Genomic DNA, 13,356 nt, shown 5'->3' on the forward strand with positions numbered 1-13,356 from the left:
CTCGGGCTTTCCTCCGGGCTTTCGTTCTGCTGTCTTGCGTTTCCAACTCTACCAGATCATTTCCGCGCCCTGCTTCTCGAAAGTCGCAGTCGGTTCGGATTTGAATTCGGTGACCGTTGGGGGTCTTTGCCTTTCGGCGTTCCACTACGTTAGCGCTTTTCCCTTGTGACACATAATCGGGTCACCGGCCGGGAATTCGGGCACGCCGAACAGGACCCCGCCAGGGGCAAGTCGTAGGTAGTGGGTTGGCCGCTCGGGGGTCTGCCGATGGCAGTGCCCGTAAAAGCGGCTCGAACTACGTTAGGCGTCCCGCAAGGGTGCGTCAAGTTGAGCGGCGGCGCGGCGCGTGGGCGCGGTACGGGCTCACCGTCGGGTCGTGGGTGATCCAGAAGCGGTACGGGTGGTCCGCGCCGGCTCCGCCGACGCCCGTACGGGGACCGCTGCTCACCAGGTCGGCGGAGGTGGGAGTGCCCGCGAGGAGGGACAAGGGGGAACCGGGCCCCGCGCAGAGGTCGGTCCCGTCCAACGACCGGTCCACGTCCAGGGCCGTGGCCAGGCGGGCCGGCCCTTTGGCGAGTTCCCTCGGGTTTCTGGCTGAAACTCGACGTTTGGCGGCGAGGTCGGCGCCGACCGTGATCTCGCCGGCGCGCAGCAGGACCCCGCTCGCGTGGCCCGGCGGGCCGCACACCAGGTTGAGGCTGAACCACATGCCATAGATGAAGTAGACGTACGCGTGTCCGGGTGGGCCGAACATCGACGCGTTCCGTGCCGTGCGCCCGCGGTAGGCGTGTGAACCGGGGTCGGCCGCACCCTCGTACGCCTCCACCTCCGTGATGCGCAGTTCCATGGGGCCTTCCTCGGTACGGCGGACGAGGGTACGGCCGAGGAGGTCGGGGGCCACGGTGAGGACCGGGCGGTCGAAGAAGGACCGGGCAAGGGGCGTACGGTCGAGACGCGCGCTCATCCGGTCGAGCGTAGTGGACCGCGCCGACCTGCAACCGGGGCCTAAGGTTCCGCGTTGGTAAGGGGTAGTCGCGGCGTAGTCGCCAGATCGTTCAAGGGGAGTTTGAGCATGGGCTTCAAGAAGCTGTTCGCCAGCCTGGGTGCCGGTGGTGCTTCGGTGGACACGATCATCACCGAGCCGAACGTGGTTCCGGGCGGGATCGTCCAGGGTGAGGTGCGGATCCAGGGCGGGTCCGTGGAGCAGCAGATCGAGGGGCTGTCCGTCGGGCTGCAGGCGCGGGTCGAGGTCGAGGGCGGTGACCAGGAGTACAAGCAGGACGTCGTCTTCACCAAGCAGCGCCTCGGCGGTGCCTTCCAGGTACAGGCCGGCGCGCTGCACGTGGTGCCGTTCGCGCTGGAGATCCCCTGGGAGACGCCGATCACCCATTACGCGGGTCAGCACCTGCACGGCATGAACATCGGGGTCAGCACGGAGCTGGAGATCGCGCGTGCGGTGGACGCGGGCGACCTGGACGCGATCAACGTGCACCCGGTGCCGGCGCAGCAGGCGATCCTGGACGCGTTCCGCCAGCTCGGCTTCACCTTCCGCAGCGCGGACATGGAGCGCGGACACATCCGCGGGACCCGGCAGACGCTGCCCTTCTACCAGGAGATCGAGTTCCTGCCGCCGTCGCAGTACCGCGGGCTGCACCAGGTCGAGCTGACCTTCGTCTCGGACGGCCGGGAGATGGACGTCGTCCTGGAGATGGACAAGAAGCCCGGGCTGTTCAGCGAGGGCAGCGACACCTACCGCTGCTTCCAGGTGGGTCTGCAGTCGTACCAGGGGACGGACTGGGCCGCGTACCTCAACCAGTGGATCGCCTCGGTGGGCTCGCAGCGCAACTGGTTCTGACCTGCGTGGGACGGGACGGGCCCGGGACGCCGGTGGTGTGCGGGGCCCGTCCCGCCCCGCGGCGTCATCGACGATCTTGCCGGAGCCCTAGGCTCCGTGTTTGCAGGGGATATCCGTTTCCGACCAGGAGGTCTTGACGTGTCCGAACGTGACAGGGCGCCGCTCCCCCACGATTTCCATCCCGAGGTGCACGAGTTCACCGTGACGAGTGAGGACGTCTCCCACGGAGCCGACCTGAACGCCGCCCAGGTCCTCACGGGGAAGAACATCTCGCCGCACCTGCGCTGGGAGGGCTTCCCCGAGGGGACGAAGAGCTTCGCCGTGACCTGCTTCGACCCGGACGCGCCGACGGGCAGCGGGTTCTGGCACTGGGTCCTGTTCGACCTGCCCGTCTCGGTGACGGAGCTGCCCGCCGGGGCGGGCACCGGGGACTTCCCCGGTCTGCCGGAGGGCGCCGTGCACGCGCGGAACGACTACGGGACGCGGGACTTCGGCGGCGCGGCCCCGCCGCGCGGGGAGCGGCACCGCTACGTGTTCACCGTGTACGCGGTGGACCGGGAGCAGCTCGGCCCGGACGAGGACTCGTCTCCGGCGGTCGTCGGTTTCCACCTGCGGTTCCACGCGCTGGGGCGCGCGCAGCTCGTCGCGGAGTACGAGGCGCCCGCCGCACGCTGATCGTTCGCCCGCCGTTTGCCCGGTCCTGGTCTAAAGAAGCCCGGGACCGGGCATTTTTATTGCGTTGTCCCGCGTGGCGCGCGCGGCCAGAGTGGTTGCGGGCCCTGCCGCCATGGTGGTCGCGGGCCTGCACACGGGAGGTGGGCGAGATGCGGGACACGCTGGTGCTGAATGCGAGCTTCGAGCCGCTGTCGACGGTGACGTTGAACCGAGCTGTGGTCCTGGTGCTCCAGGACAAGGCCGTCGTCGAACAGTCGCACCCCGATCTCCGTGTCCGCGCAGCCACCATGGATCTTCCGATGCCGCGGGTGATCAGGCTCTGCCGGTACGTCAGGGTGCCCTTCCGAAGACATGCCCCCTGGTCGCGCAGGGGGGTGCTGGTCCGGGACCAGCACCGGTGCGCGTACTGCGGGAAGCGGGCGACCACGGTGGACCACGTACTGCCGAGGGCCCAGGGCGGTGGGGACACCTGGCTGAACACGGTGGCCTCCTGCGCCGACGACAACCACCGCAAAGCGGCTCGGACTCCGGAGGAGGCGGGGATGCCGCTCCTGCGGAAGCCCTTCGTACCGTCGCCGGCGGACGCCATGCTCCTCGCGCTGGGCGTGGCCGGCCAGGAGGGGCTCCCGGAGTGGCTGGAGCGTTCCGCCTAGGACACCTACGCTGAGCGGCGTAGTTCTTCTACGTCGCTCAGTGGGTCAGCAGTTGGACGATCGCGAGGAGTCCGACCGTCACGATGACCGCGCGCAGGACGGTCGGTGAGAGGCGGCGGCCGACCTTGGCGCCGATCTGGCCGCCGATGGTCGAGCCGACGGCGATGAGGAGCACGGCCGTCCAGTCGAACTCGGCGACGAAGAGGAAGAAGACGGCCGCGATGCCGTTCACGAGGGCGGCGATGACGTTCTTGACGGCGTTGACGCGTTGCAGGTCGTCGTGGAGCAGCAGGCCCATCAGACCCAGGTAGAGCACGCCCTGGGCCGCCCCGAAGTAGCCGCCGTAGGCGCTGGAGAACAGCATGCCGCCGAGCAGCAGCGGGCCGCCGTCGGGGTGGCCGGTGTCCCCTCCGGCGGCTTCCTGGCGTCGGCGCAGGGCTGCGGCGAGCCGCGGCTGGAGGACGACGAGGACGAGTGCCAGTCCGATCAGGACGGGCACGATCGTGTCGAAGGACTCCGACGGCAGGGCGAGCAGCAGGGCCGCGCCCGCGAGTCCTCCGACGGCGGAGACCGAGCCGAGGCGCAGGATGCGGGCGCGCTGTCCCCGGAGTTCCTTGCGGTAGCCGATGGCCCCGCTGATCGAACCGGGCACCAGGCCGAGGGTGTTGGACACGTTGGCGGTGACCGGTGGCAGGCCGGTGGCCAGCAGCACCGGGAAGGTGATGAGGGTGCCGGAGCCGACGATGGTGTTGATCGTGCCCGCGCCGATGCCGGCGGTGAGGACCGCGAGTGATTCCCAGATGGACATGGACTGTGCCATCCCCTTTGCATGAGTGAGTCGCCTCCCCGCCATGAAGGTCGAGGGGCCTCACTGATCATGCATCAGGGGGCGGGCCCGGTCAGTCGATGGGGGGCTGCTCGCGGCGTTCGGCGCTGTCCTTGTCCCGTGCGGCCGGGATGCCGCCGCCGTCCTTGCCGGAGTTCTGCGGGTTGAAGCCCGAACCGCCGCCCAGGGGGCCGAAGTTGCCCATGGCTCCGGAGAGGCCCTTGAGTGCGTCGCCGATCTCGCTGGGCACGATCCAGAGCTTGTTGGCGTCGCCTTCGGCGATCTTGGGGAGCATCTGCAGGTACTGGTAGGCGAGGAGCTTCTGGTCGGCGTCGCCGGCGTGGATGGACTCGAAGACGGTGCGGATGGCCTGCGCTTCACCCTCGGCCTTGAGCGCGGCGGCCTTGGCCTCACCCTCGGCGCGCAGGATGGAGGACTGCTTCTCACCCTCGGCGCGCAGGATTTCGGACTGCCGGACACCCTCGGCCTGGAGGATCGCGGCGCGCTTGTCCCGGTCGGCGCGCATCTGCTTCTCCATCGAGTCCTGGATGGAGGTCGGCGGCTCGATGGCCTTGAGCTCGACGCGGTTGACGCGGATGCCCCACTTGCCGGTGGCCTCGTCGAGGACTCCGCGCAGGGCCGCGTTGATCTCCTCGCGGGAGGTGAGGGTCCGCTCCAGGTCCATGCCGCCGATGATGTTGCGCAGTGTGGTGACGGTGAGCTGCTCGATGGCCTGGATGTAGCTGGCCACTTCGTACGTCGCCGCCCGGGCGTCGGTCACCTGGTAGTAGATGACCGTGTCGATGTTGACGACGAGGTTGTCCTGGGTGATGACGGGCTGCGGCGGGAACGGGACGACCTGTTCGCGCAGGTCGATCCGGTTGCGGATCGAGTCGATGAACGGGACGACGATGTTGAGGCCCGCGTTGAGGGTGCGGGTGTAGCGGCCGAACCGCTCGACGATGGCGGCGCTGGCCTGCGGGATCACCTGGATCGTCTTGACCAGTGCGATGAAGACCAGAACCACCAGAATGATCAGGACGATGATGATCGGTTGCATGCGGTTCCCCGTGCCCTTCCGGCTGTCTGTGCTGCCCCGTTGATCGGAGTCTCGCAGACCTGGGGGCCGCGAGCAGGCTGCTTCTCACATCACGACGGCGGTCGCCCCGTCGATCTCCACCACGTCGACGGACTGGCCGGGTTCGAAGATGGTGTCCGCATCGAGGGCGCGGGCGGACCAGACTTCGCCTGCGAGCTTGATGCGTCCGCCGCCGCCGTCGACGCGTTCGAGGACGACGGCGGTTCTGCCCCTCAGGGCGTCGATGCCGCTGCGGTGTTGGGGGCGCTGGTCGCGATGCCGGTTGGCGATGGGCCGTACGACGGCGATGAGCGCGACCGACACGACCACGAAGACCAGGACTTGGGCCACCACTCCCCCGCCGAGGGCCGCCGTGACGGCTGCCGCCACCGCCCCGACGGCGAACATGCCGAACTCCGGCATGGCGGTCAGGACCAGGGGGATGCCCAGTCCGACCGCGCCGATGAGCCACCACACCCACGCGTCGATGTCCACGTGGTCATGGTAGGTCGGGTGGGCGCGGTCGGGACAGGGTGCGGGCGCACGGACCCGGAGGGTGACCGGCTCGGGTTGCCCCTACCTACCGGGTGTCAGCCGAGCGGGAGGCCCTGCGCGGTCCAGCGGTCGGCCCCGTTGCGCTCGACGACCAGGGGGAGGCCGAAGCAGAGCGAGAGGTTGCGCGAGGTCAGTTCGAGGTCGATGGGACCGGCGGTGACGACCTTGCCCTGGCGGATCATCAGGACGTGGGTGAAGCCGGGGGCGATCTCCTCGACGTGGTGCGTGACCATGACCATGGAGGGGGCGAGCGGATCGCGGGCGAGGCGGCCGAGGCGGCGTACGAGGTCCTCGCGGCCGCCGAGGTCGAGGCCCGCGGCGGGCTCGTCGAGGAGCAGCAGCTCGGGGTCGGTCATCAGGGCGCGGGCGATCAGCGTGCGCTTGCGCTCGCCCTCGGAGAGGGTGCCGAACTTCCGGTCGAGGTACTCGGTCATGCCGAGCCGGTCCAGGAAGGCGCGGGCGCGCTGCTCGTCGACGGCCTCGTACTCCTCCTGCCAGGTCGCCGTCATGCCGTAGGCGGCGGTGAGGACGGTCTGCAGGACGGTCTGCCGCTTCGGGAGCTTGTCGGCCATCGCGATGCCGGCCATGCCGATGCGGGGGCGCAGCTCGAAGACGTCGACCTTGCCGAGGGTGCTGCCGAGGATGGTGGCGGAGCCCTTGGTGGGGAAGAGGTAGCTGGAGGCGAGGTTCAGCAGTGTGGTCTTGCCGGCGCCGTTGGGGCCGAGGATCACCCAGCGCTCGCCCTCCTTCACCGACCAGGAGACCTGGTCCACCAGAGCCCGGCCCTCGCGGACCACGGATACGTCCACCAGCTCCAGAACATCGCTCATGAGCGTGTTGTCACCCCTTGCAGTCACGGTTCACTGTGCGCCGGTAGACGCAGCCCCAGGGGAAAACCTACGCCACTCGGGAAGGGGTCCGGGGCCGGGGCCCGGCGCGGGTGGTGATCCGTAAAGTGGGGGGATGCTTTTCGAACCACGTTCAGGGCGGCTGGCCGCCTGGGGGAACGCGCTGCTGGCCGGTCTGGCCTCGCCCGACGAGGCCGCGATGTCGATCGTGGGCGAGGACGCCGTGCACCGGGTGGAGGGTCTGCCGGGCGAGTCGGGTCCGGTAGGGCTCACGCTGGGGCTCGGCCGGCTCCGCGCGCTGGGGGTGAGCGGGCTGCGGGTGGCGCTGCCGGCGCCGGGGCACCCGCTGGGGCTGAGCGGCCCCCCGGAGTTCAACGCGCGGGCGCTGGAGGCCGAGGAGGCCGTCGTCGCGGTGGGCGCGGCGCTGGGGCTGGTGCCGGAGGTGGCCGAGGCCGGTCCGGCCGGGGATGTGCACGTGTCCGTGACCTGGCACTGCCTGCCGGTACGGGAGGCACCGCCGGCGGACGTGCCGTCGCTCGGCGAGGCGGAGCGGGAGCTCGCGGAGGCGCTGCGCGAGGCGACCGCGGTGCTGACCCGGCTGGACGTGGCGGGCTCGGGTCCGGTGGCGGAGGCGGCCCTGTCGGCCTACCGGGCGCGGGCGGAGGCGGGGCAGGACGCGCTGGCGCCCGGGTATCCGCCCCGGGCGGTACGGGTGCTGGCGCTGGCGCAGCGGGTGGACCTGATGGTGTCGCTGGCGTACGAGAGCGGGCACGGGGGTGCGGTGGCCGCGTCGGAGATGGCGGCGCGGGCGGAGGCGTTGCGGCCGGTGGAGCGGGTCGCGCGGCGGGCGCTGGTGGCGGCCTACAACTCGGCCGTCGAGGCGCGCGAGCGGGACTGACGGTACGCCGAGGGGCCACCGCGGGGCCGCCGCGGGGGCTCGGGCCTTTGCCGACGTGCACGGTCCAGCCGTCCGGGGCGAGGGCCAGGGGGGTGGGACCGCCGCCGACGGGGACGCTGTGGGTGGGCGTGCCGGTGTCGGTGCGGAACCGAGACGCGGTCGGCGCCGGCGGTGGCGACGTACAGCGTGCGGCCGTCGGGTGTCACCGCCGGGCCCAGAGGTGCGTCGCCGCGACGCTCCTGTTGTCCGGGGAGACCGTCATTCTGCTCGGTTCGTGCCCGACTCCGACGGTTTTGACGACCGTCCTGGTGCGGGTGTCGACCACGGACACGGTGTCCGCCGCGTAGAGGCGGGAGCCGTCGGGGCCGAGGGCCGCGCTGTCGCGCCCGTCCCCACGGTGACGCTGTCCACGACGGTGCCGGAGCCGGTGTCCACGACCGAGAGCTTGTCGCAGTGGCGGTGAGTTCCTCGTCATGCGGGTCACGCCGGGCGCGGGGGTCGGGCGGCGAGCCGGGGCTCGCGCGGGGATCGCCCGACCGGCACGCCGGTACGGCCCCGCTTCCAGGGGAGAGGGGGAAGCGGGGCCGTAGGTCCGGGCGGGTCAGGCGTTGACGCCGCTGTTGCCGAACGCGCCGTTGAGCAGGCCGATCACGTTGACCGTGTTGCCCACGACGTTCACGGGGACGTGCACCGGGGCCTGGAGCAGGTTCCCGGAGGCCACGCCGGGCGAGTTCAGGGCCTCGCCCTCCGCCGACGCACCGCCGTGCGCCGAGGAGACACCGGCGCCGGCGGCGAGGAGCCCGCCCGCGATCATGGTGACGGCTGCGGCCTTCTTGAAGTTCTTCACGTTCTCGTCCTCCAGTACGTCTGCCGCGACCAGCCGTCGCGGCACGCCATGGAGAACGGCCGGCCCGCCCCCGGGGGTACGCCATGTGGGCTACATACACCCGACCGTATGAATCTCAGCCCGGAACGAGACGGTCCGATTCGGGCTCGTTACTCGGCCATTCCGTGCCTGACCGCCCACAATGCGGCCTGCGTCCGGTCGGAAAGGTCCAACTTCATCAGGATGTTCGAGACGTGCGTCTTGACCGTCTTCTCGGACAGCACCAGGGCGCGGGCGATCTCCCGGTTGGAGCGGCCGTCCGCGATGAGGCCGAGGACCTCGCGCTCGCGCTCGGTCAGCGAGCCGGGGCGGCCCGCCGGGGAGCCCTGGTCGTCCTGGGAGAGCAGGGCCTGCGCGACCTCCGGCTGGAGCAGGACGTGGCCGGCGCGGACGGAGCGGATCGCGGCGGCCAGGGCGTCGGGGTCGATGTCCTTGTAGACGTATCCCGCCGCGCCGGCGCGCAGGGCGGGGACCGCGGTCCGCTGCTCCGTGAAGCTGGTGACGACCAGCACCCGCGCGGGGTTCGCCAGCTCGCGCAGCCGGCGCAGGGCCTCGATGCCGTCGGTGCCCGGCATCTTCACGTCCATGAGGACCACGTCGGGCCGCAGCTCCTCGGCGCGGGCGATGCCCTCGTCGCCGTCGGCGGCCTCCCCGACCACCTCGATGTCCTCCTGGACCTCCAGGAAGGTGCGCAGGCCCCGCCGGACCACCTGGTGGTCGTCCACCAGCAGGACACGGATGCGGGCGCCGCTTCGGCCGGTGCTGTCAGCCACCGGGGACCTCCATCTCGATCGTGGTGCCCCGACCGGGCACCGAGTGCACGGCGAGGCCGCCTCCGACGCCGCTCGCGCGGTCGCGCATGGAGACCAGCCCCAGATGGCGGCCCGCCCGGCGGACGGCCCGGGGATCGAAGCCCCTGCCGGAGTCGACGACCCTCAGGACCGCGCCGCCGGCGGGCGTGCGGGCCAGGGTGACCTCGACGCGGTCGCCGCCCGAGTGGCGCAGCGCGTTGTGGAGGGCCTCCTGGGCGACGCGGAGCACCGCCTCCTCCTGGGCGGCGGGCAGGGCCCGTACGCCCTCGCAGGCGAAGGTGACGTGTGCGGCGTGCGCGCGGTCGAGTACGTGGACGTGCGTGCGCAGGGTGGCCACCAGGCCGTCCTCGTCCAGGGCTGCCGGGCGCAGCTCGGTCACGGCGGCGCGCAGTTCGTCGGCGGCCTCCGCGGCGAGGGCGGCCACCTGCTGGAGTTCGTCCTTGGCCCGGGCCGGGTCGCGGTCGACGAGGGTCGCGGCGGCCTGTGCGGTGAGGCGCAGGGAGAAGAGCTTCTGGCTGACGGCGTCGTGCAGTTCGTGCGCGAGGCGGGAGCGCTCCTCGGCGATGGTGAGCTCGCGGCTGCGCTCGTAGAGCCGGGCGTTGGTGAGGGCGATCGCCGCGTGCTGGGCGAGCAGGGAGAGGAGGTCCTGGTCCTCGTCGGTGAAGACGCGGTCGGCGCCGTCGGGGGCGCTCCGCTTGTTCGCGAGGAAGAGCGCTCCGAGGATCTCGTCGCCGTCGCGGACGGGCATGCCCAGGAAGTCGGACATCTCGGGGTGGGCGGAGGGCCAGCCGCCGAAGCGGGGGTCCTTGCGTACGTCGGCCAGTCGCTCCGGGCCGTTCTCGTGGAGCATCGCCGCGAGGATGCCGTGCTGCCGGGGCAGCGGGCCGATCCGGCGCCACTGTTCGGCGCTGATGCCGTCGACGACGAACTGGGCGAAGCCGCCGTGGTCGTCCGGGACGCCCAGGGCCGCGTACTCGGCGTCCAGCAGCTCGCGGGCCGACACCACGATCGTGCGCAGGACGTCGCGGACCTCCAGGCGGCGGCTCATGGCCAGCAGGGCGGTGCTCACGGCGGCCAGGCCGCTGCGGGGTCCGCCCTGTAGGGGGCTTGCGGTCATGGCCTCACCGTACCGGCGGCCGTGACCTGCGGGATCGGGCGGTGGGGGGACCCGGGGCACGCCGCAGGGCGTAGGTCCAAGGGACCTGTACGGGTGGGGCCGGCGGCCGACGCGGCGGGGCGCGCGCGTTCCTAGGTTGAGGGCATCTGCTGATCGGGACGAAGGCGAGGGTGCTGTCATGTCGGTGGCGATCGTGACGGGGGCGTCGAGGGGGCTGGGCCGGGCGCTGGCCGGGGAGCTGGCGGCGCGGGGCTGGGACCTCGTGCTGAGCGCGCGGGGGGCGGCGGCGTTGGAGGAGGCGGCGGCCGGGCTGGAGCGGGTCGCGGGGGTGCGGGTCGTGGCGGTGGCCGGGGACGTGTCCTCGGATGCGCACCGGGCGGCGCTGGTGGCGGCCGCGCGGGGGCTGGGCGGGCTGGACCTGCTGGTGAACAACGCGGGGGTGCTCGGGGCCGAGCCGCTGGTGCCGCTGGCGGCGCAGCCGCCGGCCGGGCTGCGGGAGGCGTTCGAGGTCAATGTGCTGGGGCCGTTGGGGCTGGTCCAGGAAGGGCTGGGGCTGCTGCGGGCCTCGGCGGCGGGGGCGGTGCTGACCATCAGCTCGGACGCCGCGGTCGTTCCGTACGCCACGTGGGGTGCGTACGGGGCGACCAAGGCGGCGGTGGACCTGCTGTCGGCGGTGCTGGCGGTGGAGGAGCCGGGGCTGCGGGTGTGGTGGGCGGATCCGGGGTCGATGCGGACGCGGATGATGGCGGCGGCCGAGCCGGACGAGGACCTGGCGGGGCTGCCGGCGCCGGAGGAGGTGGCTCCGGTGCTGCTGCGGCTGCTGGAGCGGGGCCTGCCGAGCGGCCGGTACACGGCGGAGGGGCTGGCCGAGCCCGCGGGCCCCGGGCAGGACGCGGGCGCCGGGCAGGGTCCCGGACAGGGCGTGGGGGCCGGGCAGGGCGTGGGGGGCGGGCGGTGAGCGTGGGGCCGGGCCTGCGGGCAGGGGAGGCAGTGCGGAGGGACGCGGTGCCGGAGGAAGAAGAAGGGGGACTGCATATACCGGACATTCCTCGCGAACTGCTGGCCCGGGTTCCGGCCGAGCAGCGGGGGCCGGGGCTCGGCCGGGACGCCGTGCGCCTCCTGGTGTCCCACGGCAGCAGCCGGGTGTCGCTGCACGCCTTCCGGGAGCTGCCGCACCTGCTGCGGGCCGGCGACGTGCTGGTCGTGAACACCTCCGCCACCCTCGCGGCCGCCGTGGACGCCCGGCTGGGCGGCGAGCACCTGGTGGTGCACTTCTCGACCCGGGGGGACGACGGCCGCTGGGCGGTGGAGCTGCGCGCCCCGGCGGGCCGCGGGACGACCCGGCCGCACCCCGGCGGCCCGCCCGGTGCGGTGGTGGAGCTCCCCGGCGGCGGCCGCCTGGTCCTGGAGGAGCCCCTCGCCGCGGACGCGGACCGGCTGTGGTGGGCGCGGCCCTCCCCCGCTCCGTACGCGGTCGCGGACCTGCTGCGGGCGCACGGGCGGCCGATCCGGTACGCCTACACGGAGCAGGAGCAGCCGCTGTCGGCGTACCAGACGGTGTTCGCGGTGCCGGCGGCCGACGGGTCGGGGTCGGCGGAGATGCCGAGCGCGGGCCGGCCCTTCACGGCGGAGCTGGTGGCGCGGCTGGTGAGCCGGGGGGTGCAGTTCGCGCCGCTGACCCTGCACACGGGGGTGGCCTCGCAGGAGGCGCACGAGCCGCCGTATCCGGAGCGGTACGCGGTGCCGGCCGCGACGGCGGCGCTGGTGAACGCCGCGCGCGCCGGGGGCGGGCGGGTGATCGCGGTCGGGACCACCGCGGTACGGGCGCTGGAGTCGGCGGCGGACGCGCGCGGGGTGGTCCGCGCGGCGGGCGGGTGGACCGATCTGGTGGTGACGCCCGAGCGGGGGGTGCGGGCGGTGGACGGCCTGCTGACCGGGCTGCACGAGCCGGAGGCCTCGCACCTGCTGATGCTGGAGGCGGTGGCGGGGCGTGCCGCCGTACGGCTCGGGTATGCGCAGGCGCTGGCCCGGCTCTGCCTCTGGCATGAGTTCGGGGACGTCCACCTCCTCCTCAAGGAGGACAACCGTCACGGAAAGCATTGCTGAAGCAACGCATGGTGAGAATGGCGTAAGGGTGGTGTGAGCCCCGGCATAGGACCCACATCACTTACGAAGCTCCCTAGTGGAAGAGTGCAGGTCCCATCAGCGCGGGCAGGGCCAGCGCCGAGGCCGGAAATCGACCCTCGGCGCCCGCCCCTGATCCACTAAGCGGGATCGTACGTCACACCTTTGCCACAGGATTTTGCCGCCGCTAAGAATTGCTCCCGTCGCCAGGCGCCGCGGATCCCGGATCCGCAAGGCGCCTTCCTGCGGCCCCCGCTATTCGAAGAGGTTGCCCCGCCATGTCTGCTTCCCGCACCCCCGGTCACAGTCGTCTGACGAAGGCACACAAGCTGTCCATCGCCGGCGTCGCCACCCTGAGCGCCGCCGCCGTCGCCTTCTCCCTCGTCCCCGCCGACGTCGCCGAGGCCGAGACCATCTCGGCCGCCCCCGTCGCCTGGACCCAGGCCGTGAACGGCACGCAGACGCAGGCGCTGTACGGTCACCTCTCCACGCAGCAGGTCATCGCCAACGCGAACGCCAAGGCCGCCGCCGTCGCCGCCAAGGCGAAGGCCGACGCCGACGCCAAGGCCAAGGCCGAGGCCGCCGCGAAGAAGGCCCGCGAGCAGAAGGCCGCCGCGAGCCGCTCCGCCGCCCGCACCCCGGTGTTCGCGAACAACCTGGACGGCTGGATCAAGGAAGCCCTCTTCATCATGAAGAAGGAAGGCATTCCGGGCACCTACGCCGGTATTCACCGCAACATCATGCGCGAGTCCAGCGGCAACCCGATGGCGATCAACAACTGGGACATCAACGCCAAGAACGGCATCCCCAGCAAGGGCCTGCTCCAGGTCATCTACCCGACCTTCAAGGCGTACCACGTCAAGGGCACCAAGTTCGACCAGTACGACCCGGTCGCCAACATCGTCGCCGCCTGCAACTACGCGGCCGACCGGTACGGCTCGATGGACAACGTCAACAGCGCCTACTAGGCCTGCGGCGGTCCTCGCCCCACCCCCCACGCGCCGAAGGGCGGCACCCGGATCCCGGGTG

16 protein-coding genes are annotated in these 13,356 nt (G+C 72.0%); 7 read left to right on the plus strand and 9 right to left on the minus strand.

Annotated elements, in window-relative coordinates:
- Positions 1–322: 322 nt before the first annotated feature.
- Positions 323–964: a DNA-3-methyladenine glycosylase gene (locus AVW11_RS33685; protein WP_076046927.1), complete on the minus strand. Its 642-nt coding sequence runs from the start codon at positions 962–964 to the stop codon at positions 323–325.
- Positions 965–1,072: 108 nt separating this feature from the next.
- Between AVW11_RS33685 and AVW11_RS33690 the strand changes: the two genes are divergently transcribed.
- The 3 genes from AVW11_RS33690 to AVW11_RS33700 all read left to right on the plus strand — a co-directional run bounded on the left by AVW11_RS33690 (position 1,073) and on the right by AVW11_RS33700 (position 3,183).
- Entirely contained in the window at positions 1,073–1,855 is a 783-nt protein-coding gene (locus tag AVW11_RS33690) for a sporulation protein (RefSeq protein ID WP_030849815.1), read from the plus strand.
- Between the two features lie 138 nt (positions 1,856–1,993).
- On the plus strand, positions 1,994–2,530 hold the full coding sequence (locus AVW11_RS33695; protein ID WP_030849811.1) for a YbhB/YbcL family Raf kinase inhibitor-like protein: 537 nt from the start codon (positions 1,994–1,996) through the stop codon (positions 2,528–2,530).
- A gap of 149 nt (positions 2,531–2,679) precedes the next feature.
- Positions 2,680–3,183, plus strand: a complete 504-nt coding sequence (locus tag AVW11_RS33700; RefSeq protein WP_030849808.1) for an HNH endonuclease — start codon at positions 2,680–2,682, stop codon at positions 3,181–3,183.
- 37 nt (positions 3,184–3,220) lie between these two features.
- Here the strand turns inward: AVW11_RS33700 and AVW11_RS33705 are convergent, their stop codons facing one another.
- The 4 genes from AVW11_RS33705 to AVW11_RS33720 form a co-directional block, all read right to left on the minus strand.
- The gene (locus AVW11_RS33705; RefSeq protein ID WP_060181149.1) at positions 3,221–3,991 is read right to left on the minus strand and encodes a sulfite exporter TauE/SafE family protein; all 771 of its coding nucleotides are present in this window, start codon (positions 3,989–3,991) and stop codon (positions 3,221–3,223) included.
- A gap of 91 nt (positions 3,992–4,082) precedes the next feature.
- Entirely contained in the window at positions 4,083–5,069 is a 987-nt protein-coding gene (locus AVW11_RS33710) for an SPFH domain-containing protein (RefSeq protein WP_030849804.1), read from the minus strand.
- A gap of 84 nt (positions 5,070–5,153) precedes the next feature.
- A complete protein-coding gene (locus tag AVW11_RS33715; RefSeq protein ID WP_030849801.1) occupies positions 5,154–5,582 on the minus strand; it encodes an NfeD family protein in 429 nt (142 codons plus the stop codon).
- Between the two features lie 95 nt (positions 5,583–5,677).
- Complete coding sequence (locus AVW11_RS33720; RefSeq protein ID WP_030849799.1) at positions 5,678–6,472, minus strand: ABC transporter ATP-binding protein; 795 nt, start codon at positions 6,470–6,472, stop codon at positions 5,678–5,680.
- A 133-nt stretch (positions 6,473–6,605) separates the two neighbouring features.
- Between AVW11_RS33720 and AVW11_RS33725 the strand changes: the two genes are divergently transcribed.
- Positions 6,606–7,388, plus strand: a complete 783-nt coding sequence (locus AVW11_RS33725) for a hypothetical protein (protein WP_030849797.1) — start codon at positions 6,606–6,608, stop codon at positions 7,386–7,388.
- A gap of 202 nt (positions 7,389–7,590) precedes the next feature.
- Here AVW11_RS33725 and AVW11_RS39390 read toward each other — a convergent pair whose 3' ends face one another.
- From AVW11_RS39390 to AVW11_RS33745, 4 genes are all read right to left on the minus strand, one after another.
- Positions 7,591–7,863, minus strand: coding sequence for a hypothetical protein (locus tag AVW11_RS39390; RefSeq protein ID WP_143568933.1), 273 nt, complete (start codon positions 7,861–7,863; stop codon positions 7,591–7,593).
- A 126-nt stretch (positions 7,864–7,989) separates the two neighbouring features.
- Positions 7,990–8,235, minus strand: a complete 246-nt coding sequence (locus AVW11_RS33735; protein WP_030849786.1) for a chaplin — start codon at positions 8,233–8,235, stop codon at positions 7,990–7,992.
- Between the two features lie 149 nt (positions 8,236–8,384).
- Complete coding sequence (locus tag AVW11_RS33740; protein ID WP_030849782.1) at positions 8,385–9,047, minus strand: response regulator; 663 nt, start codon at positions 9,045–9,047, stop codon at positions 8,385–8,387.
- Positions 9,040–10,203 (minus strand): GAF domain-containing sensor histidine kinase, encoded by a 1,164-nt coding sequence (locus AVW11_RS33745; protein ID WP_076046929.1) that lies wholly within the window; start codon positions 10,201–10,203, stop codon positions 9,040–9,042. Before AVW11_RS33745 ends, AVW11_RS33740 begins: the two co-directional genes overlap by 8 nt.
- Before the next feature lie 178 nt (positions 10,204–10,381).
- Between AVW11_RS33745 and AVW11_RS33750 the strand changes: the two genes are divergently transcribed.
- The 3 genes from AVW11_RS33750 (at position 10,382) to AVW11_RS33760 (ending at position 13,295) form a co-directional block, all read left to right on the plus strand.
- A complete protein-coding gene (locus AVW11_RS33750) occupies positions 10,382–11,161 on the plus strand; it encodes an SDR family NAD(P)-dependent oxidoreductase (protein WP_076046930.1) in 780 nt (259 codons plus the stop codon).
- A 47-nt stretch (positions 11,162–11,208) separates the two neighbouring features.
- The gene (locus tag AVW11_RS33755; RefSeq protein WP_076046931.1) at positions 11,209–12,309 is read left to right on the plus strand and encodes an S-adenosylmethionine:tRNA ribosyltransferase-isomerase; all 1,101 of its coding nucleotides are present in this window, start codon (positions 11,209–11,211) and stop codon (positions 12,307–12,309) included.
- A 296-nt stretch (positions 12,310–12,605) separates the two neighbouring features.
- A complete protein-coding gene (locus AVW11_RS33760; RefSeq protein WP_030849769.1) occupies positions 12,606–13,295 on the plus strand; it encodes a transglycosylase SLT domain-containing protein in 690 nt (229 codons plus the stop codon).
- Positions 13,296–13,356 lie beyond the last annotated feature (61 nt).

This window comes from Streptomyces amritsarensis (assembly GCF_001953875.1).
Classification (GTDB): domain Bacteria; phylum Actinomycetota; class Actinomycetes; order Streptomycetales; family Streptomycetaceae; genus Streptomyces; species Streptomyces amritsarensis.

Excerpts from the sequence above, each read along its gene's own strand:
- AVW11_RS33710 (WP_030849804.1), bottom strand. The coding sequence starts at position 5,069 with ATGCAACCGATCATCATCGTCCTGATCATTCTGGTGGTTCTGGTCTTC.
- AVW11_RS33725 (WP_030849797.1), top strand. The coding sequence starts at position 6,606 with ATGCTTTTCGAACCACGTTCAGGGCGGCTGGCCGCCTGGGGGAACGCG.
- AVW11_RS33745 (WP_076046929.1), bottom strand. The coding sequence starts at position 10,203 with ATGACCGCAAGCCCCCTACAGGGCGGACCCCGCAGCGGCCTGGCCGCC.
- AVW11_RS33705 (WP_060181149.1), bottom strand. The coding sequence starts at position 3,991 with ATGTCCATCTGGGAATCACTCGCGGTCCTCACCGCCGGCATCGGCGCG.
- AVW11_RS33750 (WP_076046930.1), top strand. The coding sequence starts at position 10,382 with ATGTCGGTGGCGATCGTGACGGGGGCGTCGAGGGGGCTGGGCCGGGCG.
- AVW11_RS39390 (WP_143568933.1), bottom strand. The coding sequence starts at position 7,863 with ATGACGAGGAACTCACCGCCACTGCGACAAGCTCTCGGTCGTGGACAC.
- AVW11_RS33760 (WP_030849769.1), top strand. The coding sequence starts at position 12,606 with ATGTCTGCTTCCCGCACCCCCGGTCACAGTCGTCTGACGAAGGCACAC.
- AVW11_RS33685 (WP_076046927.1), bottom strand. The coding sequence starts at position 964 with ATGAGCGCGCGTCTCGACCGTACGCCCCTTGCCCGGTCCTTCTTCGAC.
- AVW11_RS33690 (WP_030849815.1), top strand. The coding sequence starts at position 1,073 with ATGGGCTTCAAGAAGCTGTTCGCCAGCCTGGGTGCCGGTGGTGCTTCG.
- AVW11_RS33720 (WP_030849799.1), bottom strand. The coding sequence starts at position 6,472 with ATGAGCGATGTTCTGGAGCTGGTGGACGTATCCGTGGTCCGCGAGGGC.
- AVW11_RS33700 (WP_030849808.1), top strand. The coding sequence starts at position 2,680 with ATGCGGGACACGCTGGTGCTGAATGCGAGCTTCGAGCCGCTGTCGACG.